Annotated in this window: 21 protein-coding genes and 1 pseudogene; 9 read left to right on the top strand and 13 right to left on the bottom strand. The window is 64.6% G+C overall.

Annotation, left to right across the window (positions count from 1 at the left end; all coding sequences use genetic code 11):
* Positions 1-59: 59 nt before the first annotated feature.
* The 5 genes and pseudogenes from ACNANG_RS12970 to ACNANG_RS12950 form a co-directional block, all read right to left on the bottom strand.
* Positions 60-944 carry a CoxG family protein gene (locus ACNANG_RS12970; RefSeq protein ID WP_420223295.1) on the bottom strand — a complete coding sequence of 295 codons (885 nt, stop codon included), beginning with the start codon at positions 942-944 and terminating at the stop codon, positions 60-62.
* Complete coding sequence (locus tag ACNANG_RS12965) at positions 934-1,410, bottom strand: (2Fe-2S)-binding protein (protein ID WP_420223294.1); 477 nt, start codon at positions 1,408-1,410, stop codon at positions 934-936. Before ACNANG_RS12965 ends, ACNANG_RS12970 begins: the two co-directional genes overlap by 11 nt.
* Positions 1,407-2,288: an FAD binding domain-containing protein gene (locus ACNANG_RS12960; protein WP_420223293.1), complete on the bottom strand. Its 882-nt coding sequence runs from the start codon at positions 2,286-2,288 to the stop codon at positions 1,407-1,409. The genes ACNANG_RS12965 and ACNANG_RS12960 overlap by 4 nt, the downstream gene beginning before the upstream one ends.
* A complete protein-coding gene (locus ACNANG_RS12955) occupies positions 2,281-4,575 on the bottom strand; it encodes a xanthine dehydrogenase family protein molybdopterin-binding subunit (protein WP_420223292.1) in 2,295 nt (764 codons plus the stop codon). Before ACNANG_RS12955 ends, ACNANG_RS12960 begins: the two co-directional genes overlap by 8 nt.
* Positions 4,576-4,607: 32 nt before the next feature.
* Positions 4,608-5,596: pseudogene (locus ACNANG_RS12950) on the bottom strand (Bug family tripartite tricarboxylate transporter substrate binding protein).
* Positions 5,597-5,781: 185 nt separating this feature from the next.
* Between ACNANG_RS12950 and ACNANG_RS12945 the strand changes: the two are divergent.
* Both ACNANG_RS12945 and ACNANG_RS12940 read left to right on the top strand, forming a co-directional pair.
* A complete protein-coding gene (locus ACNANG_RS12945; protein ID WP_420227536.1) occupies positions 5,782-6,444 on the top strand; it encodes a MarR family winged helix-turn-helix transcriptional regulator in 663 nt (220 codons plus the stop codon).
* A 5-nt stretch (positions 6,445-6,449) separates the two neighbouring features.
* The gene (locus tag ACNANG_RS12940; protein WP_420223291.1) at positions 6,450-7,202 is read left to right on the top strand and encodes a sulfite exporter TauE/SafE family protein; all 753 of its coding nucleotides are present in this window, start codon (positions 6,450-6,452) and stop codon (positions 7,200-7,202) included.
* 68 nt (positions 7,203-7,270) lie between these two features.
* Here ACNANG_RS12940 and map read toward each other — a convergent pair whose 3' ends face one another.
* Both map and ACNANG_RS12930 read right to left on the bottom strand, forming a co-directional pair.
* Positions 7,271-8,059, bottom strand: a complete 789-nt coding sequence (map, locus tag ACNANG_RS12935) for a type I methionyl aminopeptidase (protein WP_420223290.1) — start codon at positions 8,057-8,059, stop codon at positions 7,271-7,273.
* Position 8,060: 1 nt separating this feature from the next.
* Positions 8,061-8,354, bottom strand: coding sequence for a ParD-like family protein (locus ACNANG_RS12930; RefSeq protein ID WP_420223289.1), 294 nt, complete (start codon positions 8,352-8,354; stop codon positions 8,061-8,063).
* A gap of 195 nt (positions 8,355-8,549) precedes the next feature.
* Here ACNANG_RS12930 and ACNANG_RS12925 point away from each other — a divergent pair, with 195 nt between their 5' ends.
* From ACNANG_RS12925 to ACNANG_RS12915, 3 genes are all read left to right on the top strand, one after another.
* Positions 8,550-9,527, top strand: a complete 978-nt coding sequence (locus ACNANG_RS12925) for a Bug family tripartite tricarboxylate transporter substrate binding protein (protein WP_420223288.1) — start codon at positions 8,550-8,552, stop codon at positions 9,525-9,527.
* A 250-nt stretch (positions 9,528-9,777) separates the two neighbouring features.
* Positions 9,778-10,935: an MmgE/PrpD family protein gene (locus tag ACNANG_RS12920; RefSeq protein ID WP_420223287.1), complete on the top strand. Its 1,158-nt coding sequence runs from the start codon at positions 9,778-9,780 to the stop codon at positions 10,933-10,935.
* A gap of 12 nt (positions 10,936-10,947) precedes the next feature.
* Positions 10,948-12,348 (top strand): MmgE/PrpD family protein, encoded by a 1,401-nt coding sequence (locus tag ACNANG_RS12915; RefSeq protein WP_420223286.1) that lies wholly within the window; start codon positions 10,948-10,950, stop codon positions 12,346-12,348.
* A 142-nt stretch (positions 12,349-12,490) separates the two neighbouring features.
* Here the strand turns inward: ACNANG_RS12915 and ACNANG_RS12910 are convergent, their stop codons facing one another.
* On the bottom strand, positions 12,491-12,748 hold the full coding sequence (locus ACNANG_RS12910) for a hypothetical protein (protein WP_420223285.1): 258 nt from the start codon (positions 12,746-12,748) through the stop codon (positions 12,491-12,493).
* 29 nt (positions 12,749-12,777) lie between these two features.
* Here ACNANG_RS12910 and ACNANG_RS12905 point away from each other — a divergent pair, with 29 nt between their 5' ends.
* Positions 12,778-13,155, top strand: a complete 378-nt coding sequence (locus ACNANG_RS12905; protein WP_420223284.1) for a hypothetical protein — start codon at positions 12,778-12,780, stop codon at positions 13,153-13,155.
* A 60-nt stretch (positions 13,156-13,215) separates the two neighbouring features.
* Here ACNANG_RS12905 and ACNANG_RS12900 read toward each other — a convergent pair whose 3' ends face one another.
* From ACNANG_RS12900 to ACNANG_RS12890, 3 genes are read right to left on the bottom strand one after another with little or no spacing between them, the layout of a single operon-like run.
* The gene (locus ACNANG_RS12900; RefSeq protein ID WP_420223283.1) at positions 13,216-14,325 is read right to left on the bottom strand and encodes a muconate cycloisomerase family protein; all 1,110 of its coding nucleotides are present in this window, start codon (positions 14,323-14,325) and stop codon (positions 13,216-13,218) included.
* Between the two features lie 14 nt (positions 14,326-14,339).
* Positions 14,340-14,654, bottom strand: a complete 315-nt coding sequence (locus ACNANG_RS12895; protein ID WP_420223282.1) for a YciI family protein — start codon at positions 14,652-14,654, stop codon at positions 14,340-14,342.
* A 2-nt stretch (positions 14,655-14,656) separates the two neighbouring features.
* Positions 14,657-15,613, bottom strand: coding sequence for a Bug family tripartite tricarboxylate transporter substrate binding protein (locus ACNANG_RS12890; protein WP_420223281.1), 957 nt, complete (start codon positions 15,611-15,613; stop codon positions 14,657-14,659).
* Between the two features lie 80 nt (positions 15,614-15,693).
* On the opposite strand from ACNANG_RS12890, the gene ACNANG_RS12885 reads away from it, so the two are divergent.
* Both ACNANG_RS12885 and ACNANG_RS12880 read left to right on the top strand, forming a co-directional pair.
* Positions 15,694-16,599: a LysR substrate-binding domain-containing protein gene (locus ACNANG_RS12885; protein ID WP_420223280.1), complete on the top strand. Its 906-nt coding sequence runs from the start codon at positions 15,694-15,696 to the stop codon at positions 16,597-16,599.
* 119 nt (positions 16,600-16,718) lie between these two features.
* Positions 16,719-18,383: a tannase/feruloyl esterase family alpha/beta hydrolase gene (locus tag ACNANG_RS12880; RefSeq protein WP_420223279.1), complete on the top strand. Its 1,665-nt coding sequence runs from the start codon at positions 16,719-16,721 to the stop codon at positions 18,381-18,383.
* Between the two features lie 29 nt (positions 18,384-18,412).
* On the opposite strand, the gene ACNANG_RS12875 is transcribed toward ACNANG_RS12880, so the two are convergent.
* Both ACNANG_RS12875 and ACNANG_RS12870 read right to left on the bottom strand, forming a co-directional pair.
* A complete protein-coding gene (locus ACNANG_RS12875) occupies positions 18,413-18,844 on the bottom strand; it encodes a hypothetical protein (RefSeq protein ID WP_420223278.1) in 432 nt (143 codons plus the stop codon).
* Positions 18,845-19,009: 165 nt separating this feature from the next.
* Positions 19,010-20,089, bottom strand: a complete 1,080-nt coding sequence (locus tag ACNANG_RS12870) for a 2Fe-2S iron-sulfur cluster-binding protein (protein ID WP_420223277.1) — start codon at positions 20,087-20,089, stop codon at positions 19,010-19,012.
* 300 nt (positions 20,090-20,389) lie between these two features.
* Between ACNANG_RS12870 and ACNANG_RS12865 the strand changes: the two genes are divergently transcribed.
* Entirely contained in the window at positions 20,390-22,507 is a 2,118-nt protein-coding gene (locus ACNANG_RS12865) for a TonB-dependent receptor (RefSeq protein ID WP_420223276.1), read from the top strand.
* Positions 22,508-22,599 lie beyond the last annotated feature (92 nt).

The raw sequence follows: 22,599 nt of genomic DNA, 5'->3' as shown, positions 1-22,599 counted from the left end.
ACCGCGTGCCTTGCATGCCCCTATCGGGCCGATGTTACCCGAGCCCGCTGCAGCACGCCCTACTTCAGCACGTCCGTCAGCCAGGCCGCGCAATCGCGCGACCCTTCAATCGGCCAGTCGACATTGACGGTCGTGTCGCCACGGCGAAGTTCCACGTGGATGAACGGGCCGCCCGCCGCGGTACCGGACGTTGCAGCCGCGGCGTTCTTGCCGCGCAGCAGCCGGGTCCACCAGTTGCCATCGTCAACGACCGCGCGGGACGCATGCTGGCCGTCGACCGTGGCGCGCAAGGTGGATGCGGTGGCCGAGTGCGGGGGAACCGTAGCCGAATGCGCCCCGGGCGCCGAGCCGTCTTCCGCCGCCACGGTCGTTGCCGTATCCGCCGCACCCACCGCCGCGGACGTCGCCTCGGCCGGCGTGCCCAACGCCTTGGCAGGCGGAGACTTCACTTGCGAAGGCGTCGACGCACCGCCCGACACCACGCTTTCCGGCCCGGCCACCCCATTCAAACGATTCACCAGGTTCTGCCCGAACTCATCCCACATCCGGTCGGCCTTGGTCTTCATCACGCTCAGCCCGAACGAGCCCAGGCGGCCCAGCACATCCACCTTCACCTTGATGCGCAGTTCGGTCTTGCCGTCATCCAGCGCGGTCAGGAAGATCTCGCTCTGTTGTTTCAGCGAACTCGCCACCGACGCGTCTTCGCCCGTGCCTTCGGTGCGCAGATAGTTGGGAGCGCGCTGCTCGACGATTTTGGTATTGAGCTTGAACTTCGCGCTGATGAAGCTGATCTTGACGTGGATCACCGCGATGTACTCGACATCGCTTACTACCTGGATCGACTTCATGCCGGGCACGCAGCCGCCCATCACGTTCGGGTCGAGCAACATGCTCCAGACGCGGTCTGCCGGCGCGTCGACCACCAATACTTTTTCAATTTCCACGCATGTTCTCCGCAGCGTTAAGGATGGACTCGACGATCTGGGTGTACCCGGTACAGCGGCAGAGATTGCCGCTCAGTCCTTCGCGCACGTCGTGCTCGGTCGGGTCGAGATTCCTGGCCAGCATGTGGCAGGCCGTCATGATCATGCCCGGCGTGCAATAGCCGCACTGCAGGCCGCCGCATTGCATGAAGCTTTCCTGCAGCGGATGCAGCACATCGCCCTTGGCCAGGCCTTCGATGGTAGTGATGCTGCGGCCATTGGCCTGCACCGCCAGCGACAGGCAGGACTTCACCACGTCGCCGTCGAGCAGCACCGAACATGCGCCGCAGGTGCCGGTTTCGCAGCCGCGCTTGGTGCCGGTCAGGTTCAGGTCATCGCGCAGCAGGTCCGACAACATCCGGCGCGCGGGTACTTCGACCTGCTGTGTGTCGCCGTTCACGGTGACCTCGATCAGGTGTTTGCTCATACTGTCTCCTTGTCATGCAGGACCACACCGAACGCACCTGCCAGCGTGCGCCGCATGACCACGCGCACCATGTCGCGGCGGAAGTCCGCCCCGCCGCGCTGGTCGGAAATCGGATCGATGTCCGCCGCAACGATGTCGGCGGCCTGGCGCACGACATCGGCAGTGACCGTCTTGCCGGTCAGGTACGCTTCGGCGCGTGGCACCCGGCATGGCACGGGCGTGGACGCGCCCACCACCACGCGCAGGTCGGCGTAGCCAGCGCCATCACGACGGCTTGCCACGGCAACGTTGACCAGCGGCCGATGTTCGGCCGCCGTGCGCAGATAGCGCGTGTAGCGGCCGGCAAAACCGGCCGGCAACACAGGAACGCGGATCTCGACCACGATCTCGTCGGGTTCGAGCGCGGTCACGTAGTAATCGACCAGGAATGCTTCCATCGACAGCACGCGTTCACCGCGCACGCTGCCCAGCACGACTTGCGCGTCCAGCGCCATCAGGCAGGTTGGCGGATCGGTTGCCGGATCGGCGTAGCACAGGTTGCCGCCCAACGTCCCCTGGTGACGCACCTGAGGATTGGCCAGCCGCGCCGCCATCGACGCCAGCATCGGATAGTGTTGGCTGACGACGGGCGAGTCCGCCACGTCGATATGCCGGGACAGCGCGCCAATGCGCAGCCCCTGCCGCGGATCGAAGCGGATGCCGCGCAGGGCCTCCACCTTCGCCACTGAAATGACGTGGGTCGGCATCAGCATGCGCTGGCGCATGGCCAGCATCAGTGCCGATCCGCCGGCCATGACGCGGCAGTCCTCGCCCAGATCGGCCAGCAGGCGGCTTGCCTCTTCCACACTCGTGGGTTCCAGGAATTCGAAATCACGCATGGGCGTTGTCTCCTGCGGCGGCCTGCCGGGCACGCAGGCCGGCCAGCACTTTTTCGGGTGTGATCGGCAGGTCCGTGATCCGTACGCCGATCGCATCGAACACGGCGTTGGCAATGGCGGGCGCGCCCGGCAGGATCGCCGTTTCGCTTGCGCCCTTGGCGCCGTACGGGCCATTCGGATCGTTGGATTCAACCAGCCCGGTGCGCAGCATGGGCACGGCGTCGGCCGTGGGCATGGTGTAGTCGGCAAAGTTGCCGTTCATCAGCCGGCCGTTTTCCAGCTGCAGTTCTTCGTAGAGCGCCCAGCCCATGGCCTGCACGGATGCGCCGTTGGTCTGACCATGGATCGCCATGGGATTCAAGGCCTTGCCGCAATCGTCGGACACGAAGCTGTCGATGACGGTGACTCGACCTGTTTCGGTGTCCACTTCGACCTCGACAGCCTGCGCGGCAAACGAATGCGCAGGCGCCACGTTGCCATGCACGTCGGCATGCATTTCCGTCTTGGCGTCCCAGGTCGCGCTGACCTGCAAGCCCTCGCCATCATGACGCCAGATGTGCAACGCGGCGATTTGCGCCAGCGTTGCCGACTTCTCGGGTTGCGTGCGGATGCGGATGGCGCCATCCACGATCTCGAGCTGATCGGCCGTCGTCTTCAACGTCGTGGCTGCGAGCTCGAACAACTTCTCGCGGGCCGCCCGCGCCGCCAATATCGCGGCGTTGCCGGCCGCCATCGTCACGCGGGACGCCAGCGAGCCAATGGCATAGGGCGACAGATCGGTGTCAGGCGCAACGACATGCACCGACGCAAGCGGCACGTTCAGTTCGTGCGCGACGACCTGGCTGAGCATGGTCATCGCACCTTGTCCCATGTCTGCTTCGGCGCTGTGGACCATGATGCGGCCGTCTTCATTGACCTTCAGCATGACGGTGGACCCGTCCCAGTTGCCGATCGTCCGATTGCCGCTGACGTGCATGGCGGCCGCGATCCCCACGCCTCGGCGCAGAATGCCCGGCGACCGCGGTGCGGCGCGTTTGGACTTCCACTGGATCGCGTCGGCGCACTGGTCCAGGCATTCCTTCAAGCCGGTGCTGCCGATCTTCCACCCGTGGATCGATACCTCGCCGGCGCCGATCGCATTGCGCTTGTGGATGTCTATCGGGTCGAGATTCAACGCGCGCGCCATGGTGTCGATGTGGCTGTTCAGCGCGAATTGCATTTGCGAGCCGCCAAAGCCCCGGAATGCGCCGTGTGGCGGGTTGTTCGTATAGACCAACGTGGCCTGCGATCGGACGTTCGTAAGCCGATGCATGTTGTCGCTGCGCATGGCGGTCACGTGCATGATCTCTGCCGAGAGTCCGCTATAGGCCCCACACTCGGCAACGACGCGCAGGTCTTTGGCAACGATGGTGCCGTCGCGCGACATGCCCAGCTTCAGCGTCAGGACCTCGGGCACGCTCGAGCAGCACGCCAGGAAATCTTCAAGCCGGTTGTTCACCAGACGCACCGGCTTGCCCGTGCGCAACGCCAGCAGCCCCGCCAGCAGGTTGTTGGCGTCCTCAACGATCTTGCCGCCGAAACCGCCACCGGTCGTCGCCTGGTGCACACGGATCTGGGACACCGGGATTTCCAGCGCCATGGACAGGCGCGCGCGGGCCAGAAAGGCCGACTGGGTCGAAGTCCAGACCTCCAGCCGGCCATCGGCGTCGATGGTGGCGACCGTCGCCATCGGTTCCAGGTAGCCCGGATATTGGGCGTGGCAACGATAGGTCGCCTCGTGCACCAGATCGGCGGACGCAAAGGCCGCGTCCACGTCGCCGTGTTCGATCCGGATTTCGTGCGACACGTTGTTGCGCCCGTCGTGAACGCCGGGCGCGTCTTCATCCAGGCCCTCTTCGGGCGTCAGGATCGCAGGCAGTTCTTCATACTCGACCAGGATCAGATCGAGCGCATCGCGTGCGATCTCTTCCGTGATCGCGGCGACCGCAGCCACTTCCTCGCCCGCGAAGCGCACCTTGCCCTCGGCCAGGATGCGGCGTTCCTTGTGATGCACGCCCCACTTCGCGCGGGGCGCATCGGCGCCCGTCAGCACGGCCTTGACGCCCGGCAAGGCCAGCGCCGCCGACACGTCGATGCTGACGATGCGCGCATGGGGATACGGACTGCGCAGGACTTTGCCGTGCAGCATGCCGGCGATTTTCAGGTCGCCGGCATACATCGCGCGACCCAGTACTTTCGATCGCGCCGTCACTTGCGGGACGGCGGTACCGATCGTGGATACCTTCATCCTGGTCTCCTTCTTCTTGTCAGGCAGTGCTCTTACTCGGCAGTGATGCCGAGGTCCTTGATGATCTTGCCCATGACGTCATAGTCGGATGCATTGGTCTTGCCCAGCACCGACGGCGCGCCGCCGGCCGGCAATGCGCCGAACACCGCCAGCTTCGTCACGACTTCCGGCTGCTTCACGATTTCGTTCAGGTGGCTGTTCAAAAGGTTGACGATGTCAACTGGTGTGCCTTTGGGCGCAAAGAAGCCGTTCCACGCGCCAACGATCACGTCCTTGTAGCCAAGTTCGACCAGCGTGGGCACGTTCGGGGCCAGCGGCGTGCGCTTCGCATCGCCAATGGCCAGCGGCACCAGGCGGCCGTTCGCCAGGTATTGCGACACGGCGCCGATGGTCACCCAGGCCGTGTTCACATGGCCCGCGACCACGTCGGTCACCGACGGACCCACGCCGCGATACGGCACGTGCTGGATCTTGACGCCGGCGCTGCGGTTCAGCCATTCGGCGACCACGTGCATGGGCGAACCGGCGCCCGGGCTGGCGTAGGTCACCGGCTTGCCGCCCTTGGCGGTCGCGATCATTTCAGGAATGGTCTTGAAGCCGGCATTCGGATTGGCCACCAGGATCAGCGGCTGCGTCGCGGTCTGGATGATCGGCTCGAAGCCGTTCAGCACGTCATAGCTCGCGCTGGGCGCCAGGCGCAGCACCATGGGTGCGGTCGTGAACGGATTGGGCGTGAACAGCAGCGTGTAGCCATCGGCCGGCGCGCGGCTGACGAAGGAGTTGCCCAGCACGCCACCGGCGCCGCCCTTGTTCTCGACCACCACGGTCTGCTTCAGGCGCTCGCTCAGCTTTTCGGCAAAGAGGCGCGCGATGGCGTCGGTGTCGCCGCCCGGGGGTACGACACGATCACGGTAATCGGTTTGACGGGGTAGTTCGCGGCGGCGGCATGGGCAGTGCCCAGGCCCAGCGAACACGACAACGCCATGGCGGCGGCAAGGATCTGGCGGCGATTCACATTCATCACGGTGCTCCGAGGGGCGGCGGCGGGGCTTGCGGCGACATTGCATCCGCAACGGCAAGCCCATGGGGTTCACGAATCAAAGTGGGTGGCGTGCCGCCAAGCACAGCACGGACGCGGCTTGGTGGAACGGCGAGATCATGCGCCATTATTGTTGATGCATCAACAAGAAATTTCCCGTGGATGACATGACCTCGCATTGGCCGCAGACTGCGCACCGTCACGGCGCGCGGCGTGCGCCGCCCTATGGAATAATCGCTTGCCGATACGCCCCACGCTGGGGCATCCCACCTGCCCTCATGCCAGCCAAGAAACCGTCGCCGCCTCCCGCACCTTCCGCCCATCCTGTTTCGGCCGATGACCATCCCTGGGTCGATCTGGGCGAAGACGGCGCCGGCCTGACCGTCGATAACTTCATCACCACGCTGGTGGTTCGCACCGCCAACGCACTGCGCCGCACGGTCACCCTTCCCTACGCCGAAAGCTTCGATCTGACCATGGCCGAATGGCGCATGCTCTCGGTCCTGGCCGAAGCCGGGTCCCTGCCATTCTCCGAAATGGTGCGCCTGTCGGCGACCGACAAGTCCCTGGTCAGCCGCACCCTGCGCCTGTTGGAAACGCGCAACCTTGTCGCGCTTGAAGCCGTCAATGGGTCCTATCGGCAAGGCCTGGAATGCCGCATGACCGATGCGGGCGCCGAGCTGTACAGAAAGTCGATGCCCATTGCACAAAAGGCGCAAGCCGACATGATCCGTGTACTGACGAACAACGAACGCAAGGTGCTCTACCGGACGCTGCAGAAGTTGCGCCACGCCTGCGGCGACGACGAACTCGACCACCGCGAGAAATAGACGACATGGACATGCCGCTTGCGGTCATCATCGTGGGCGCCATCGTGGCGGGCTTCGTTCAGGGCCTGTCAGGCTTCGGCTTTGGCATGACTGCCATGGCCATCTGGGCATGGGTGCTCGACCCCCAGCTGGCCGCGGTGCTGTCTGTGTTCGGCGCGTTGACGGGCCAGGTGATCGCCGCCGTGACCGTGCGGCGTGGCTTCGACATGAAGCGCCTGCTGCCCTTCGTGATCGGCGGACTGGCCGGCATCCCGATCGGCGTCACGCTCTTGCCCCTGCTCGACCCGGTCATCTTCAAGGTCTTCCTGGGCGCATTGCTGGTGACGTGGTGCCCCGTGATGCTGCTGATCGGCCAGATCCCCCACGTCCGGCGCGGCGGCCGCATTGCCGATGGCGTGTCGGGCGCGCTGGGTGGGATCATGGGCGGCATCGGCGGCTTTACAGGCGTCATCCCGACGCTATGGTGCACCTTGCGCGGCTACCCGCGCGACGCGCAGCGCAGCATCATCCAGAACTTCAATCTCTCGATGCTGGCGGTGACGATGGCCACCTATCTGGCCAGCGGCATCGTCACCCGCGACATGTGGCCGGCGTTCGCGATCGTTGCGCCGGCCATGCTGATTCCGTCGCTGCTGGGGTCGAAGCTGTATATCGGGATCAGCGACGTGGCGTTCAAACGGGTGGTGCTGGGCCTGCTGACGGCGTCGGGCGTCGCCTTGCTGGCGTCGGCGTTGCCGCAGCTGCTGGCGCGGGGCTGAGGCTTGCCGCCGCGCAGTGTCGGAATCGACGCCTGAGACGTGACGTCGGCAGGCCGGCGGCTTTTGCCTCACACCTCCGAATAATTCCCCGTTCCGCCCGGCCACGCCGTCAGCACTTCATACCCGTCCTGCGTCACGGCCACCATGTGTTCCCACTGCGCGGACAGGGACCTGTCCTTTGTGACCACGGTCCATCCGTCCGACAGGGTCTTGGTGTCGCGCTTGCCCGCGTTCAACATCGGTTCGATCGTGAACACCATGCCGGGCTTCAGCTTCAGGCCCTGTCCACGCTGGCCGAAATGCAGCACCTGAGGCTCGTCATGGTAGACATCGCCAATGCCATGGCCACAGTACTCGCGCACCACGCTGAAGTGCTCCCGCTGCGCGACGGACTGGATGGCGTGGCCGACATCGCCCAGCGTCGCACCCGGCCTGACCTCGTGGATGGCCGCAACCAATGCCTCGTACGTCGTCTCGACCAGACGGCGCGCCAGGATGCTGGGCGTGCCGACGAAATACATCCGGCTGGTGTCGCCAAACCAGCCGTCTTTGTTGACCGCGACATCGATATTGACGATGTCCCCGTCCTTCAGGATTTTGTCGGGCGATGGAATGCCATGACACACCACCTGGTTCACTGAGGTCAGGATCGTTTTTGGATAGCCCTGGTAGCCGACGTTTGCCGGAATCGCGCCTTGTACATCCAGGATGTAGTCATGGCAGAGCGTATCGAGGCGTTCGGTGCTGACACCCGGCACGACGAAGGGCTCGATCATCGCCAACACGTCGGCCGCCAACCGCGCCGCGCGGCGCGACAGGGCAAGTTCTTCAGCGGTGCGGATGGGAGTGGGGCCCACCTTAGTGCCCCGCCGTTTTTGAAGCGGCCGTGGATGCCGTCTTGGACACTGCTGCCGGCAGACTGCCGGGCCCGGTGGGCGGGTCGGACACCGCCGCGGCAATGTCCAGCCCACCGGTCAATTCCGCCCGGATCAACATCTGACAGATGTCGCGGTAGTCCAGGTCCGGATGCATTTCGATCAACATGCCGACCCGCATCCAATGTTCCGCCTGCGCGTTGATCGACCTGCTGAGCGCGTTACCCGCCAGCCGCAAATTTTCGTGCATCAGGTCCGAGATTCTGACGATCCCCATGGCATGCCTATATATGAAACGTATATGCATTATATACAGGGCATGTCTCGCCCGGCGCCATATCCAAGAATCCTGACGAGATGCATCCATACGTAACGCCGTTGTATGCAAATGTCGACCCGTATATATATTTGCGAAAAACCGGGGCAAGACATGCCCCCCATTGCGGGAGACACCCGCTTGGAGGAGACGACGATGGCGATTCAACGTTGGGTCTTGAAGGCAATGGGGTGCGCGTTCGCTGTAGCGTCCAGCGCGGCGGCAGTCGCGCAGGACTACCCGAACAAGCCGGTTCATGTGGTCACGCCCTTCCCGCCCGGCGGTGCGGCCGATGTGGTGCTGCGCCTGGTCACGCAGCGGCTGACGGAAGCCTTCAAGACACCGTTCGTTGTCGACAACAAGGCAGGTGCGGGCGGCGCCATCGGGACTGAATACGTTGCCCGGGCCGCTGCCGATGGCTACACCCTGCTGCTGACCTCAAGCAGCACCATGTCGATCAACCCCCACCTTGGTCCCAAGTCACCTTACGACCCGTTCACGGACTTCACCCCGGTCATCTTCATTGGCTACTCGCCCAACGTGCTCGTCGTCACGGCGTCCGCGCCCATCAAGTCGGTTTCCGACCTGGTCGCGGCGGCCAAATCGTCTCCAGGAAAGTACAACTTCGGGTCCAACGGCATAGGCACGCTCAGCCACTTGACGGGCGAGCTGTTCAAGCAATCCGCGGGCATCAACCTGCTGCACGTTCCCTACAAAGGCGCGGCGCCCGCCGTTGCCGATACGGCCGGCGGACAAGTCACTGCCTTGTTCGCCGCCTATGCCAGCGTGAACAGCATGATGAAGTCGGGAAGGCTGCGCGCATTGGGCGTGACCAGCACCCAGCCCATCGCCATCGCGCCTGACTTGCCCACCATCGCGGCGTCGGGCTTGCCAGGCTTCGAATCGAATCAATGGTGGGGGCTGTACGGCCCGCGGGGCATGCCTGCCGACATCACGGCCCGGCTGAACGCCGAGATGAACAAGATTCTTGCGTCCCCCGAGAATCGGGCGCGTTTCGCCGAAGAGGCCATCGTGCTTGGCGGTGGCACGCCCGCGGATCTGACCGCCTACCTGCGCGCAGACTACGACAAGTGGGGCAAGGTCATCCGCGACGGCAACATCAAGGCCGAATGATGAGCATGCTCAATCCCGACACCATTGTTTCCGGCACGCCCGCCGTGACCGATACGCTTGGCCGCTTCGTCGCCACGCTGGCATGGCACGATGTGCCGCGTCACATCCGTGAGCTGATGCCCGTGTTGTTGATCGACATGTTCCGCGCGGCAGCCGCCGGCAAGGATCGCCCCTGGACCCATGCCGCGACCGCCCTGTATGGCGACCACGCGTCGGGCCGGCAAGCCCAGCTCTTTTTTCCGATACGCAGGTGGACGTATCCCGGGCGGCCTTCGTCAACGGCGTGGCGTGCGGCAGTCTGGACTGGGATGACTCGCACGTTGCCGCCATCATCCATCCGGGTGTCGTCATCTGGCCCGCCGCGCTGGCCATGGCCCAAGCCACAGGCGCCAATGGCCGCGATCTGTTGACCGCCGTGCTGGCGGGCTACGAAACCGCCATCCGTATCGGCATGGCCATCCAGCCCGAACACTCCCTGCGGGGGTTTCAAGGCACCCCCACCTGCGGGGTGTTCGGCGCCGCCGCAGCGTGTGCGCGCCTGTTGGGATTATCGGACGAAGGGTGCCGCAACGCCTTGGGCATTGCCGCCACGTTTGCTTGCGGGATCTCGCAGTTCTTTGTCTCAGGATCGGACATCAAACGGCTGCATGCGGGCAAGGCCGCGGCAAACGGCGTCGAAGCGGCGCTGCTGGCCCATGCCGGCCTGAGCGGTCCGCACGATGCCATCGAAGGCAAGCAGGGGTTTTCACGTGCGTTCTCGGATCGCTACGACCCGGCCACGTCGCTCGAGCGCTTGGGACAGCACTACCCCACCGAATGGATTTCCTTGAAGCCGCACGCCGGCAGCGTACGCATGCAGTCGGCGATCGAGGCGGCTGCCGTACTTGCGCGCCAAGGCGTCACCCTCGACCGCGTCGCAAGCATCGAGATCGGCGTTCATGGCGCCATGGTGGGCAAACTGACTGCGAACCAGCCGGTCGACAACCAGCAGGCACAACTCAGCACCCCGTTCGCGGTCGCAATGGCGATCGCCCTGGCGCCGTCGCGCAGCGGTCCACTGGCCTTGTCCATCGATGACTTCGAAGCCAGCATGAACGATGCGCGCATCCGCGACCTGTCGAGCCGCACGCAGTGCGTGGTCGATGCCGACGTGGAACGGCTGACAACGGCCGAGGCCGTGCCGGCGCGTGTCATCTGCATCTTGAAAGACGGCAGCCGACATGAAGCCTTTATCGAACACCCCAAAGGGTGTCCGCAAAACCCCATGACGGCCGACGAAGTCGGCGCCCGCTTCCTGACGATCGCCGGCCCGGTGCTCGGCGACGCGGCATGCCGCGACTGGCTGGCCCATGCACGCCGCATCGAGCACCTGCCCGACGTGTCCGCCCTGTTCACCCTGCGCCACTGAATTGGAGTCTGCATGACGATCGCGTCCCCGGTGTCTCTCGGCCCGACACGGCAAGTCGCCGAATTTGCCGCTGACCTGGACTACCGCCACCTCCCTGCCGATGTGCAGGCTGCGCTGCAGGCCTGCCTGCTCGACTATCTGCGCGTCGCATCGGTTGGCGAACGTATGGGATGGAGCGACTGGGCGCGCACGTATGCGCAGCACACGGCAGGCCCGGGCCACGCACCGGTCCTGTTCGCATCGGCCCCCGCTGATCCCGTCAGCGCCGCTTTCATGAACACCGTGTATGCCGGCAGTCTGGATGCGGACGACGTGCATGTCGGCGCCATGCTGCACCCGGGATGTATCGTGTTTTCGGCGGCGCTGGCTATCGGTCAGGCGCATCACCTGCCAGGCGGCCGGGTCCTGGCCGCCGTCGCGGCGGGCTACGAAGCAATGATCCGCATCGCACTGGCCATTCAACCCAGCCACTTCAAGCGCGGCTTCCAAAGCACGTCCACATGCGGGGTATTTGGCGCGGCGGTCGCGGCGTCCGCCCTGCTGTCGAAGGGTGCCGATCGGGCCACCCGCATCGCCGAATCGATAGGCATCGGGGCGTCGTTCTGCGGCGGGCTCACCCAGTTCTACCATTCCGGTTCGACCGTCAAGCGCATCCATGCCGCGCAGGCCGCGAGTTCTGGCGTGCGGGCCGCCATGCTGGTCGACAGCGGCTTTTCGGGACCCGTGGACATCCTTGAAGGCCAGGACGGTTTTGCTCGTGCCTATGCCGATGCCAACGACTTCACGCACATCAGCAACGGACTAGGCCGCGACTTCCGTTTGCTCGAAGTCGCCATCAAGCCGCATGCGTGCAGCGCGCGAGTGCAGTCCGCCATCGAAGCCGCCAGCACCGTATGCCGCGAGCACGGCATTTCCACGGATCGTATTCGACGGGTGCAACTTGGCATTCCCAAAGTGATCCAGGGCCGGCTGACCTCCAACCAGCCGGGCGACCTGCAGGCGGCCCAGATGAGCGCGCCCTTCAGCGTTGCCCTTGCCATGTACCAGCCAGCCGGGCCGGCCGCCGCATTGAATGTCGATGACTTCGAAGCTGGACTGGCAAATCCTTCGGTAATGTCCCTGACCGCCCGCGTCGAGTGCGTGGTCGACCCGGAGGTCGAGCGCACCAGCACCATTGAGTCGGTCAGCGCGCGGGTCACCGTCATGCTTGACGATGGCAAGGACTATTCGGCCTTCGTGCTTGCCCCGAAAGGCAGCGCATCGCGCCCATTTTCAATGGCGGATCATGAAGCACGAGCGCGGGCGGAACTGGGCAAGCGGTATCCGGCGGACGCCCTCGATACCCTGATGGCATTGCTGGACGGGCTGGCAGAGATGAACGATGTGAGCCGCCTCGCGCCTCACCTTGCCTGACCGCGTCGGCCGGCGCCGACTGCCCAGCCGGCGTGCTTCGGGCGCCGGAGCAGTGCAAAAGCAAAAATGCCGGTTTTTTGCCACATCTGCCGCATGACGGACAGCGACGGCAGATGTGGCAGATTTCGGGAAAATTTGATTTTTAACCTGGGTCGGTGTGAGTCGACGCGGCATCCACGCTGTCTGCGAAACACCTCTGGAATAACGCGACAGCCGGAAGTTGCGCCGCCGATTGGCGAGTGATCAATCCCACCTGCATTGGCGAAATCTTCAAGCGGATATCGACGATCCGCACCAATCCGAGTGCTGCCTGGCGTTCAGCCGCACGGCGCGGCGTGACGGTCAACAACTGCGAATTGGCGACCAGCGACAGACTCTGGATATAGGTTGCTGCCTCCACGACGGGAGCCGGCAGGCGTGGAAGGCGCATTGCGGGTTCACTTGATCGCGCGCTGGCCTGGCAAGGTCGCTGCCGGCATTGTCAGCAACGACATTCTGCATGTGGTCGACCTGTTCCCGACCCTGTCCCGCATTGCAGGCGCAGCGCTGCCTGATGACCGCATCATCGACGGCATCGACCAGTTGGACTTCCTGCTGGGCCGGCAACCCACATCCCGGCGCGAAGGCTTCGTCTACTACATCAAGACGGAACCGCGCGCGGCAAAGTGGCGGGACTGGAAAGAGCCTGCGCGACCTTCCTTCCGTGCCGCCGGGGCGCCCTACGAAGCGGTGGAATCCGCGTACGGCGCAGGTGGTCGCTCGCGCGATCTGCCGAGTCGATCCGGATATCGCGTTGATCATGGCTGAAGCCAATGAGTGCGCAAGAGTAGCAATGGATTGCGGGATGCAAGTGGCGATCGCGACCGGTCACGCCCGTCGCGCGTAATGCGCCACCTTCTCCTCATCCACTTCGAACCCGAATCCCGGGCCGGTCGGCACGACCAGTTCGAAATCCTCGTACACCACACTGCCGACGGCAATGTCGTCCGTCAGCAGCTGCGGACCAAACAATTGGCAGCCCCACGCCAGCCGGGCGACCGACGCGAACACCTGAGCGGATGCCGACGTGCCGATGGCGCCCTCGATCATCGTGCCGCCGAACAAGGAAATACCGGCGGCCTCGGCGATCGCCGCCACCTGACGGGTGCGGGCGATGCCGCCGTGTTTGGTCAGCTTGATCGAGAATGCGTCCGCCCCGCCGTGGCGGGCGTAGGCCAATGCCTCATCCGGCGTGGCGACGGCTTCGTCAGCCATGATGGGCACGGCGAAGCGCTCGGCCAGGCGTTGCATGGCTGGCAGATTCCACCGTGGAACAGGCTGTTCGATGGCGTCGATGCCGCCGTCTTGAAGACGCTCGATGCCCCAGCTGGCAGTGGATTCATCCCACCCCTGATTGACGTCGACGCGCACGCTGGCGCGATCGCCCAATGCTCGCTTGATCGCCAGCGCACGATCCACGTTTTCGGCGGGATCGCCATGGCCGATCTTGACCAGGAAGAGGCGATGCGTGCGTGCGGCCAGCCTGGCTTCGGCCTCGTCCACATCCTTGGTGATCTCGCCGTTGCCCAGTACCCACAGCACCGGCAACCGTGCCCTGACAAGGCCTCCCAGCAAGCTCGATACGGGCACACCAAGGATGCGAGCGCTGACGTCGTGGCAGGCCATCTCGATGCCGGCTTTGGCATAGGCATTGCCTTTGATGGCCTGGTCCATGCGATGCAGCAGACTGCCGATGTTGCGCGGATCCTGGCCCAGCAGATGCGGCGCCAGCACATGGTCGATGGTGGCCTTGACCGCCTCGGGCGACTCTTCGCCGTAGTGCGGGATGATGGCGATCTCGCCAATGCCCATGGCCCCGTCGCTGGTGCGCAACCGGACGAGCACTAGTGAATGCCGGTGGATGGTGGCCATGGCCAGTTTGTGCGGCCGCGCGACCGGCAGGTCGACGATCACGGTCGTCAGGGAATCGATTTTCATGAAGTCTTGTCAGGTCAGGTGGCGCCGGGCGAAGGCAGGTGGCACTGGCCTGCAACATAGGCCTTGCGCCAGCGTGTCAGGCGGACCTCCCGGAACAGGTCGCCCTGGTGGAAGGGGTCGGACGTAATGAAACGTTGTGCTTCGTCGCGATCGTCGGTGTCCAGGATGTAGATGCCTCCACCGGCATCCCGGCCGTCATCGTGCAGCTTGGCGCCGCAAGCCAGCAGGCGCGCGCTGTGCCGGGCCAGAAAGGCCAGATGTGCTGGACGCAGTTCCTGACGCCGCTGTTGATGGTCGGGCTTGTCCCAGGTTTCGATGTGGAAGGGCATGATTACTCCGCTTGGAGGCCAATGGCGTTGGCCAGCTCTCGGTGGACGGCAAGCTGGCGTGCGACCAGCGCACCCAGCGCCTGGGGCGTTGACGGCGTCAGCGCAAATTCCTGCTGCGCCATTTTCTGCAGCACGTCGGGCTGCTTCATGGCGTCGGCAAACTCTCGGTTGAGCCGGGCAACGACGTCGACCGGCATCTTTGCGGGTCCGAACAGACCGGCCCAGGGCGCCAGCGAGAAATCCGGAAAGCCGGACTCCTGCACCGTGGGCACCTCGGGCAGCACAAAGCTGCGTTTCGGGATGATGGTAGCGAGCGCTTTCAGCCGGCCCGACTGCACCTGCGGCACGCCGGTCCCGGCGGTCGCCACCATGACGTCAACCCGCTTGCCGACCAGGTCCGCAATGCCGGGAGGTTCGCCCTTGTACGGCACGTTCACCATGTCCAGCTTGGCGTTCAAGGCGACATAGGCAAAGGCCAGTTGCCCGGTCACGTTGCCCGACGCATAGCTCAGCTTGCCGGGGCGCGCCCTGGCGTAGTCCACGAGCTCGGGCAACGTGCGCACCGGCACTCCTGCATTGACGTAGACCATGAAGGTGTAGCGGCCCACGTCGCTGATTGGCGTGAAGTCCGTCACCGGGTCGTAAGGCACCGACTTGCGTAACACTGGCACGCCCGACATGGGGCTGTTGGTGGCCAGCAGCAGCGTGTAGCCGTCAGCTGGCGCGCGCTGCACTTCCTGCGCCGCGATCGCTCCGTCGGCGCCGGGCTTGTTCTCCACGACAATCGGCTGGCCCAACTTCGCGCCGACTTTCTCGGCCAGGACGCGAGCGATCACGTCCGTTGACGAACCGGCGGGAAAGTGGACCAGCAGGCGTACGGGCCGGGTTGGATAGTCAGCGGCCACTGCGCTTGAAACGCACACCAGCCCTGTGACGCCCGCAGCAATCAGTTTTTTCATGTGGTGTCTCCTCGTTATGGACGCTATGCTCACGCACTTGATCCATTCGGTCCAATGGCAAATTCAGAGCAAACTCATCGATGCCATCGAACGCTTCGCCAGAGCTGCGTCATCTGCGTTACTTCCTTGCCGTTGCGCGCCTGCAGCACGTAACGCGAGCGGCCGACGCATTGCATGTCACGCAGTCGACGTTGTCGCACCAGCTGCGGCAGCTGGAAGAATTGCTGGGCGTCGAACTATTCGACCGAGTGGGCCGAGGCGTGCAGCTGACGGAGGCGGGGCGTACCTTCCAGACGTACGCCACCCGTGCCTTGCTTGAAGTCGAAGACGGTGCGACAGCGGTACGTGAGCTGGGCAGCCTGCTTCGTGGCAACCTGCGCGTTGGCGTGATCCACACCTACAACGCGACCCTGCTGCCCCCTGCGCTTGCACGCTTCATCAACGCCCACCCGGGTGTTCACGTCGTGGTGGAAGACTTGCCGGCATTGGCTATCGAGCAGGACATTGCAGACGGGCGGTTGGATCTGGGTATCGCCTTCGCGCCGGCCGGACACCCCGACATCGTCGCGGAGCCGCTGTTTGAAGAAGCGCTGATCCTGGCCGTGCCGCCGCGGCATCCGGCCGCGCCGCGATCGCACATCCCCGCTGAAGAACTGTCCGGCCTGCGCCTGGCCTTGCAGACCACGCGGTTTTCGTCCCGGCGGCGCATTGATGAGTCTTTGGGCAGTTGGCTGAAGGGCGCCATCCATCTGGAAATGAGTTCGATCGACGCCATGCTCAAGACGCTGTCGCTCAATGGAATGGGCGCGGTGCTGTTCGAACGCGCCGTGCCGGCCGGCGCGGACTTTGCGCGGGTGCGCATTACCCAGCCCGAGGTCAGCAGAACCGCCGCGCTGCTGTGGAACGCACAGCGAACACGCAGCGCCGCCGCCCGCCGCCTGGCGGAAGCCATTCACATGGAATGCCGCCCCGCGACCCACACGTGATCCGGCGTGCTGCTCGCATGTTCGATGACATCGATCGTTCGCCAGCGAAATGTTCATTGGACCGAACACCGCATGCCCCCAAGAATTGGCGACACAACACCAACGATGGGAGACAGGACATGAACACATTCAGGATCGCGGGCGGCATGCTGTGTTTGCCGCTGATGTTGGCGGGCTGCGGAGGTGATGACGACCCGGCGCCAGCCGCGGTGGCGCCTATGACCGCGGAACAGGCGTGCGTTGCGCTGCGCGGACTTGCCATCCCGGCAACCGCGATCGGCCTGCCATCACGCGGCGCCAAGGTTGTCACGGCAGACTTGCAAGCGCCTGCCGGCACCGGCGTTGCCGCCACTCCGGAACATTGCAAGGTGATCGTGCACGTGGAATCGGTCGACCCCACGGCGCCCGGCGTCACCGCCCAGGTGAACCTGCCTACCACCTGGAACCGCAAGGCGGTCCAGTATGGCGGTGGAGGTTTGAACGGCGTAGTCGTCACAGCCACCACCGACGCGCCGGGCGCACCCGCCCAACCGGTGCCCCTGGCCACCGGATACGCCACGTTTGGCAGTGACGGGGGACACCAGGTCGCGAACGCGGCCGATTCCGAAGGCCAGGCCCGCGCATTCCTGAATGACGATGTCGCGGCCAACTATGGGTACGCGTCCGTCAAGCGGACCCGCGACGTCGCCCTTGGTCTGGTCAAGGCGCGGTACGGCGCCACCCCCCAACGCGTCTATTTTGCCGGTCGCTCCGGCGGTGGCCGCGAGGCCCTGGCCGCCGTGCAGAAGTTTCCCGACGACTATGACGGCGTGATTGCCCTTTACCCTGCCGGGGGCGGTGTTGCCCGCATGATGGCATGGGGCCAGCTTTCGCGCGCCCTGGCCGCCCCGGGCGCCTACCCCAACCCGGCCAAGCGTGCGGTGCTGCATGACGCGGTCGTGGCCGCCTGCGACGCGCTGGACGGCGCCGCGGACGGCATCGTGTCGAATCCCGCCGCATGCCGCTTCGACGTTCAGGCGTTACGCTGTCCAGGTGGCGCCGACCAAGGCGACATGTGCCTGAGCGATCCGCAGATCGCCGCGCTCGATACCATCGCCGCCGACTTCACGCTGCCTTATACGCTGGCAAGCAAAGAGACCGGCTACCCCGGACTGGGCATCTATCGCTCAGGCATTCAGCTGAATTCGCCCGGGTCCGGCATGGGGACGGCCGCCCCCATTACCAAGCGGCCTGCAATCGGCGTGCATCCTGGCTGGAACTGGCTCTTTGATCCGATTTTCCGAGGCACGTTTGCCCAGAACGTTGACGCGGATTCATTGGCATTCGACCCGAAGTCTCCAGGTGGCGTCATCGACCGGCTCAATGTCTGGAGCACCGAGTTCTTCGTGGCCGATCCGAACCTGTCACGGTTCCTGCAGCGTGGCGGCAAGCTGATTCTTGCGCATGGCAAGGACGACGAACTGGTTGCGCCACGTTGGACCGAGAACTACTACCACAGCGTCGTTGCGACGATGGGGGCCGACGCCGTGAACCGCTTCATCCGCTACTTTGAAGTGCCGGGGTACGGCCATGGCGGCGGCGACTTCAAGATGGACTGGAATTCGCTGGCCGCGCTGGATGACTGGGTCGAAAAGGGCATTGCGCCCGACCAGCCGATTGCCACCGATGTGAACACGGCGACAGCCGGGCGTACCCGGCCGTTGTGCCAATATCCGCTGTGGCCGAAGTACGCCGGTTCAGGCGATATCGATCGCGCTGCAAGCTTTACGTGTGTCAGGTCTTGAATTGGGTGCGACTCAGCGCCCAGCCTATCTCACTCCCCGGCGCAGCCCTGAGGCTTGTCCAGGTAGCCGGCGGATTTCGCCAGCGCTTGCCGGGCCGTGCTTCGTTGGATCCACTGCGATGCCGCACTGGAAACTTCGTGCGCCTGGCGGATCATTTGCTCGGCGTCGGCGATCCACTTCTGCGCGCGCGAATTGCCCAGTTGCGCCGACGCAGGCGCTGCGCGCTTTTTGGTGCGATAGGCAATGGTGTAGACCACCACGGCGGCATTGTCGGGATCGAAATAGACCTTTCCCGCCGACGTCGATATCGCCCAGGCGTGCTCGACCTGGCGGCCGTTCGCCTCTTTTCGGGATAGCGGTTTCAAACCCAGGAACTCGCCCATGAACAAGCGCGACCCGATCGAGACATACAGGTCCTGTCCAAGCAGCTCGTGCCAATGGTCATACGTTATTTTCGCCATGATGACGCTTGATCTTCCACAGCCTACACAACCGCGTTCGTGCCGTCGCTTCAAGGTGGACACGAGGGCCCTCTGGACCACCACTTTAGCTCAGCTGTCGTCGTCGCGGCTAGCACAGCAGTACGATGAGGGTATTGGTGAGGGAACAAGGTCAGAAACACGGCGTCAGGGAAAGGACGACAGCGCGGGCGGGCGGGCCAGCGCGTCATAGCCCGTAGGCACGACGGCGTCCGAAAAGAAGTCGGCGGCTTCCAGATTGCATTCGCCGATCAAAACCCGCCTGGCCGTCGAAAGCATTGCCGGGGGGCCAAAAGCATAAACCTGGTGACCCGACAGATCCGGGAAGTCCTGCCGCGCGACGTCGTGCACGTGACCCACGCGCCCGGTCCAGTCCAGCCCGGCTGTCGGCGATGCTGACGCAGAACCCGGTGCGGACACGAATGCGGACAACACAGGCACGAAACGGAAGTTGCCGTGTTCGGCTTCCCACTGCTCCACCAGATCGCGCATGTAGAAGTCGCTGGGCGACCGCCCTTCCCAATACAGCGTGGCCGGGCGCTTCACGCCGTTTTCCTGCAGATACCGAAGGATGGACTTGATGGGTGCAAAGCCGGTTCCGGTGGCCAGCAGCACCAGCGGCTTGTCGGACGCTTCCCGCAGAAAGAAGCTGCCCGGCGGTGCCTGGATCTTCAACAACTTGCCGGTCAGTTCGGCGCGAAACACGGGGTCCGTCATGCGTCCGCCCGGGCGGTGTCGCATGTGCAGTTCGAACTCGACCACGCCGCGTTGCCTGGGCGGGTTGGCAATCGAATAGCTGCGTGTCTGCCCGTCATCGAACAGCACGTCGATGAACTGCCCCGGCAGGAAAAAGACGTTTTCATTCATCGGCAGCCGAAGCTTGACGATCGCAACCGTATCCGACCGCTGTTCCACCGACTTGACCCGGCATGGAATGGTCTTGGGGGGCGTCAGTGCGGAAGCGGTTTCGCGGATGTCGATGACGATGTGGTCGGCTGCCGCGTGGGTCCGGCACAGCAACACGTGGCCGTCGGCGCGCTGCGGGTCGCTCAGGCCCGGTGTGAAGGCATCCAGCTGGACGTCGCCTTGGACGACACGGCCGCGGCACACGCCGCAGTGCCCGGCACGGCAACTGAAGGGCAGGTTCACCCCTGCATCGAGCGCGGCCTGCAACAGGGTCTGGCCGGGCGCGGCGTTGAACTGACGGCCACTTGGCTGGATCGTCACACGGGAGGTCGTTGAAACCTGCATCTACTTGGCCTTCTCGAGCATCGCTTTGGCATAGGGACTCCAATACGCCGCCTCTTTCTGGACGAAGGCATTGGAGGTGGGGAACATCCCAGTCGAACACCTCCATAGTCTGCCTTGCCAGCTCGGCTTTCGCGTCGGGTGTCTGGAGGATGGCCCTGACTTAACCCGAAAAATGCGCGGCGCTCGGAGCGCCTCACGTCAAACACGAAAACTGATAATGCAACACTGTTGCAAATAGGATAGGATGGCGCACTTTCGAACCCCTGGATTCTTCGTATGCCGACCCCGAGCGCACCCAGCCGCCTTCGCCTCAGTCTTATCGCCGCGTCCGCGGGCCTGTTGACGGCAAGCCCTGCCTCCCATGGCGCCACGGAAGGGGCGGACCCGGCCCGCACCCTGTCAACGGTCGAGGTCACGGCGGAAGGTACCGCGCGGGGCGGCCCGCCAGAAGTCGGCGCGCGCAGCCGCGTGACCCAGGAGGCCGAAGGGCTGCCATCGGCAGTCACGACGATCACGCAGGAAGACCTTGGCACACTGAATATCGGCCGGGATATGTCAGGCATCTTCCGGCGGGTCCCGGGCGTACTGGCCAACAACATCGACCAGGCCGATACGGGAAATGGATTCCGCATGCGCGGCTTTGCCACGCAAGGCACGCATGGCGCCGACACGGCGGTGTATGTCGATGGCGTGCCGCAGAACATCCCATCCAGCCAGGGCGGCGCGGGTCATGGTCCGGTTTTCCTGGAATGGCTGACGCCTGACATGATCGGCCGTATCGATGTCATCAAAGGCCCCATCTCGGCGCTGTATGGCGACCAGAATCGCGCGGGGGCGGTCGGCATCACGACGGCGCGCGGGGGCGCCAACACGCCTTCGAGCGTCGGGGTCACCCTGGAAAGCTACGGTGGCAAGCGGACCTCGCTTGTCCTGTCGAATCAGTTTGCGGCAGTGGAATCGCTGCTGGTTGCCGACATCTACCGCAACGATGGCTTCCGGTATGCGTCGCGCACCGACCGTGACAACCTTTTCTGGAAACTGTCGACCCAGTATGGCGACGGGCTGTACAGCCTGCGCGTCAACCATTACCGGTCCGACGGAAAAGCGGCGGGCTACCTGCTGTTGCCCAGCCTTGAAGCCGGACTGGATCCGCGTTCCACGCAGTTCAATCTGCCGGGCTTCGTCGACGCACGCCGCAGTTCGCTGGTCCTGAACCGCACGCCGGTGGGCGGCGAAGCCGGGTGGTACGGCTCCGTGTATGCCGAAGATTTCGAGCGCACGCGCGGCATTGCCACCAGCACGACAGACCATACCGTCGGGTCCGATGACCGCCGCATCTTTGGCGGGCGGCTGGCGCGCAACATGACGTGGGGCGACTCCGCGTCGCTGTTTGTCGGCGCGGACGTGCGGCGGGATTCGGGCGACGCCCTGCGGCAGATCTATCGCAACGGCGCGCCCACGGTGAACTACGTCAACAACCAGAATCTGTCGTTGCTAACGTACGGCGTGTTTGCCCAGGCGCAGTACAAGCCGGCGGCCGCACTCAAGCTGCTGGGCGGCATCCGCTACGACCGGTTCGACTACGACATCGACAACCGCAAGTTGCCGGCAGCATCGACCACCTACAACAAAGGCGTGGCCACGCCCAAGCTGGGCGCCGTCTGGAGCGTGGCGCCACGGCTGGACCTGTTCGCCAACGTGGCCCAGGGCTTTCGGTCGCCCGCCGCCGAGCAGATCAGTTCGAGCGGCGCAACGGGACCCCTGGGCGCCCGGGGCGGTGTCATCAGCCAGATCGCACCTTCCAAGGTCCGGTCCTACGATGTCGGCTTTACCAGTTCGCCTGCCACCGGCTGGACGCTGTCGGGCGCGCTGTACTACACGCTGAACGATGACGAAATCGTGCTGCAACCCGACGGCTCGTACCGTTCCGTGGGCGACACGACCCGCAAGGGTTTCGAGCTGGAAAGCCGTTATGCCTTCAACCGCCAGTGGAGCGTCTACGGCAGCTACGGCCGCATCCTTGAAGCGAAGGTCAACAACCCGGCCCCCAATGCCGGCGCCAGATTGTCGGTGCCGTCCCATCAGCTGAAGATAGGCGCGGAATACGCGACACCGCTGGGCGCGGGCAGGCTGCGCCTGAATGCCGATGGCTACCTGATATCCGACATTCCCTACTACGTCGGGACGCCGCAAACCACCGAGCGCAAGATGCCGGTCTACACGCGTTACGACCTGCGCGCGACCTACGACATCCGGGCGGTGCAGCTTTCGCTGTACGGCATTCTGCAACCGCATCGATACGGCACCGAGATTGCGTACGGCACATCGGCGGGTCTGCTGCTCTCGCCGATGCCGCATGCGCAGGTAGGCGCGTCGGTCCGCTACTTCTTCTGACTCGCCGCCCCTTCCCCAATTCCCGCGCGAATCGGATAAGCCCCCGCGCGGGTCCGCCCGATCTGGATAGCCTGCCCTACCCATTCCTCCAG

Source organism: Pigmentiphaga litoralis, assembly GCF_048632615.1.
Classification (GTDB): domain Bacteria; phylum Pseudomonadota; class Gammaproteobacteria; order Burkholderiales; family Burkholderiaceae_B; genus Pigmentiphaga; species Pigmentiphaga litoralis_B.
Note: the sequence above shows the minus strand (reverse complement) of the source record. Positions and strands in the feature narration are given on the sequence as shown.

Bases quoted from the DNA above. Each gene is read 5' to 3' on its own strand.
- ACNANG_RS12865 (WP_420223276.1), top strand. From the start codon at position 20,390: ATGCCGACCCCGAGCGCACCCAGCCGCCTTCGCCTCAGTCTTATCGCC.
- ACNANG_RS12895 (WP_420223282.1), bottom strand. From the start codon at position 14,654: ATGCCCTTCCACATCGAAACCTGGGACAAGCCCGACCATCAACAGCGG.
- ACNANG_RS12960 (WP_420223293.1), bottom strand. From the start codon at position 2,288: ATGCGTGATTTCGAATTCCTGGAACCCACGAGTGTGGAAGAGGCAAGC.
- ACNANG_RS12965 (WP_420223294.1), bottom strand. From the start codon at position 1,410: ATGAGCAAACACCTGATCGAGGTCACCGTGAACGGCGACACACAGCAG.
- ACNANG_RS12890 (WP_420223281.1), bottom strand. From the start codon at position 15,613: ATGAAAAAACTGATTGCTGCGGGCGTCACAGGGCTGGTGTGCGTTTCA.
- ACNANG_RS12925 (WP_420223288.1), top strand. From the start codon at position 8,550: ATGGCGATTCAACGTTGGGTCTTGAAGGCAATGGGGTGCGCGTTCGCT.
- ACNANG_RS12930 (WP_420223289.1), bottom strand. From the start codon at position 8,354: ATGGGGATCGTCAGAATCTCGGACCTGATGCACGAAAATTTGCGGCTG.
- ACNANG_RS12915 (WP_420223286.1), top strand. From the start codon at position 10,948: ATGACGATCGCGTCCCCGGTGTCTCTCGGCCCGACACGGCAAGTCGCC.
- ACNANG_RS12900 (WP_420223283.1), bottom strand. From the start codon at position 14,325: ATGAAAATCGATTCCCTGACGACCGTGATCGTCGACCTGCCGGTCGCG.
- ACNANG_RS12955 (WP_420223292.1), bottom strand. From the start codon at position 4,575: ATGAAGGTATCCACGATCGGTACCGCCGTCCCGCAAGTGACGGCGCGA.
- ACNANG_RS12885 (WP_420223280.1), top strand. From the start codon at position 15,694: ATGCCATCGAACGCTTCGCCAGAGCTGCGTCATCTGCGTTACTTCCTT.
- ACNANG_RS12945 (WP_420227536.1), top strand. From the start codon at position 5,782: ATGACCTCGCATTGGCCGCAGACTGCGCACCGTCACGGCGCGCGGCGT.
- ACNANG_RS12940 (WP_420223291.1), top strand. From the start codon at position 6,450: ATGGACATGCCGCTTGCGGTCATCATCGTGGGCGCCATCGTGGCGGGC.
- ACNANG_RS12875 (WP_420223278.1), bottom strand. From the start codon at position 18,844: ATGGCGAAAATAACGTATGACCATTGGCACGAGCTGCTTGGACAGGAC.
- ACNANG_RS12880 (WP_420223279.1), top strand. From the start codon at position 16,719: ATGAACACATTCAGGATCGCGGGCGGCATGCTGTGTTTGCCGCTGATG.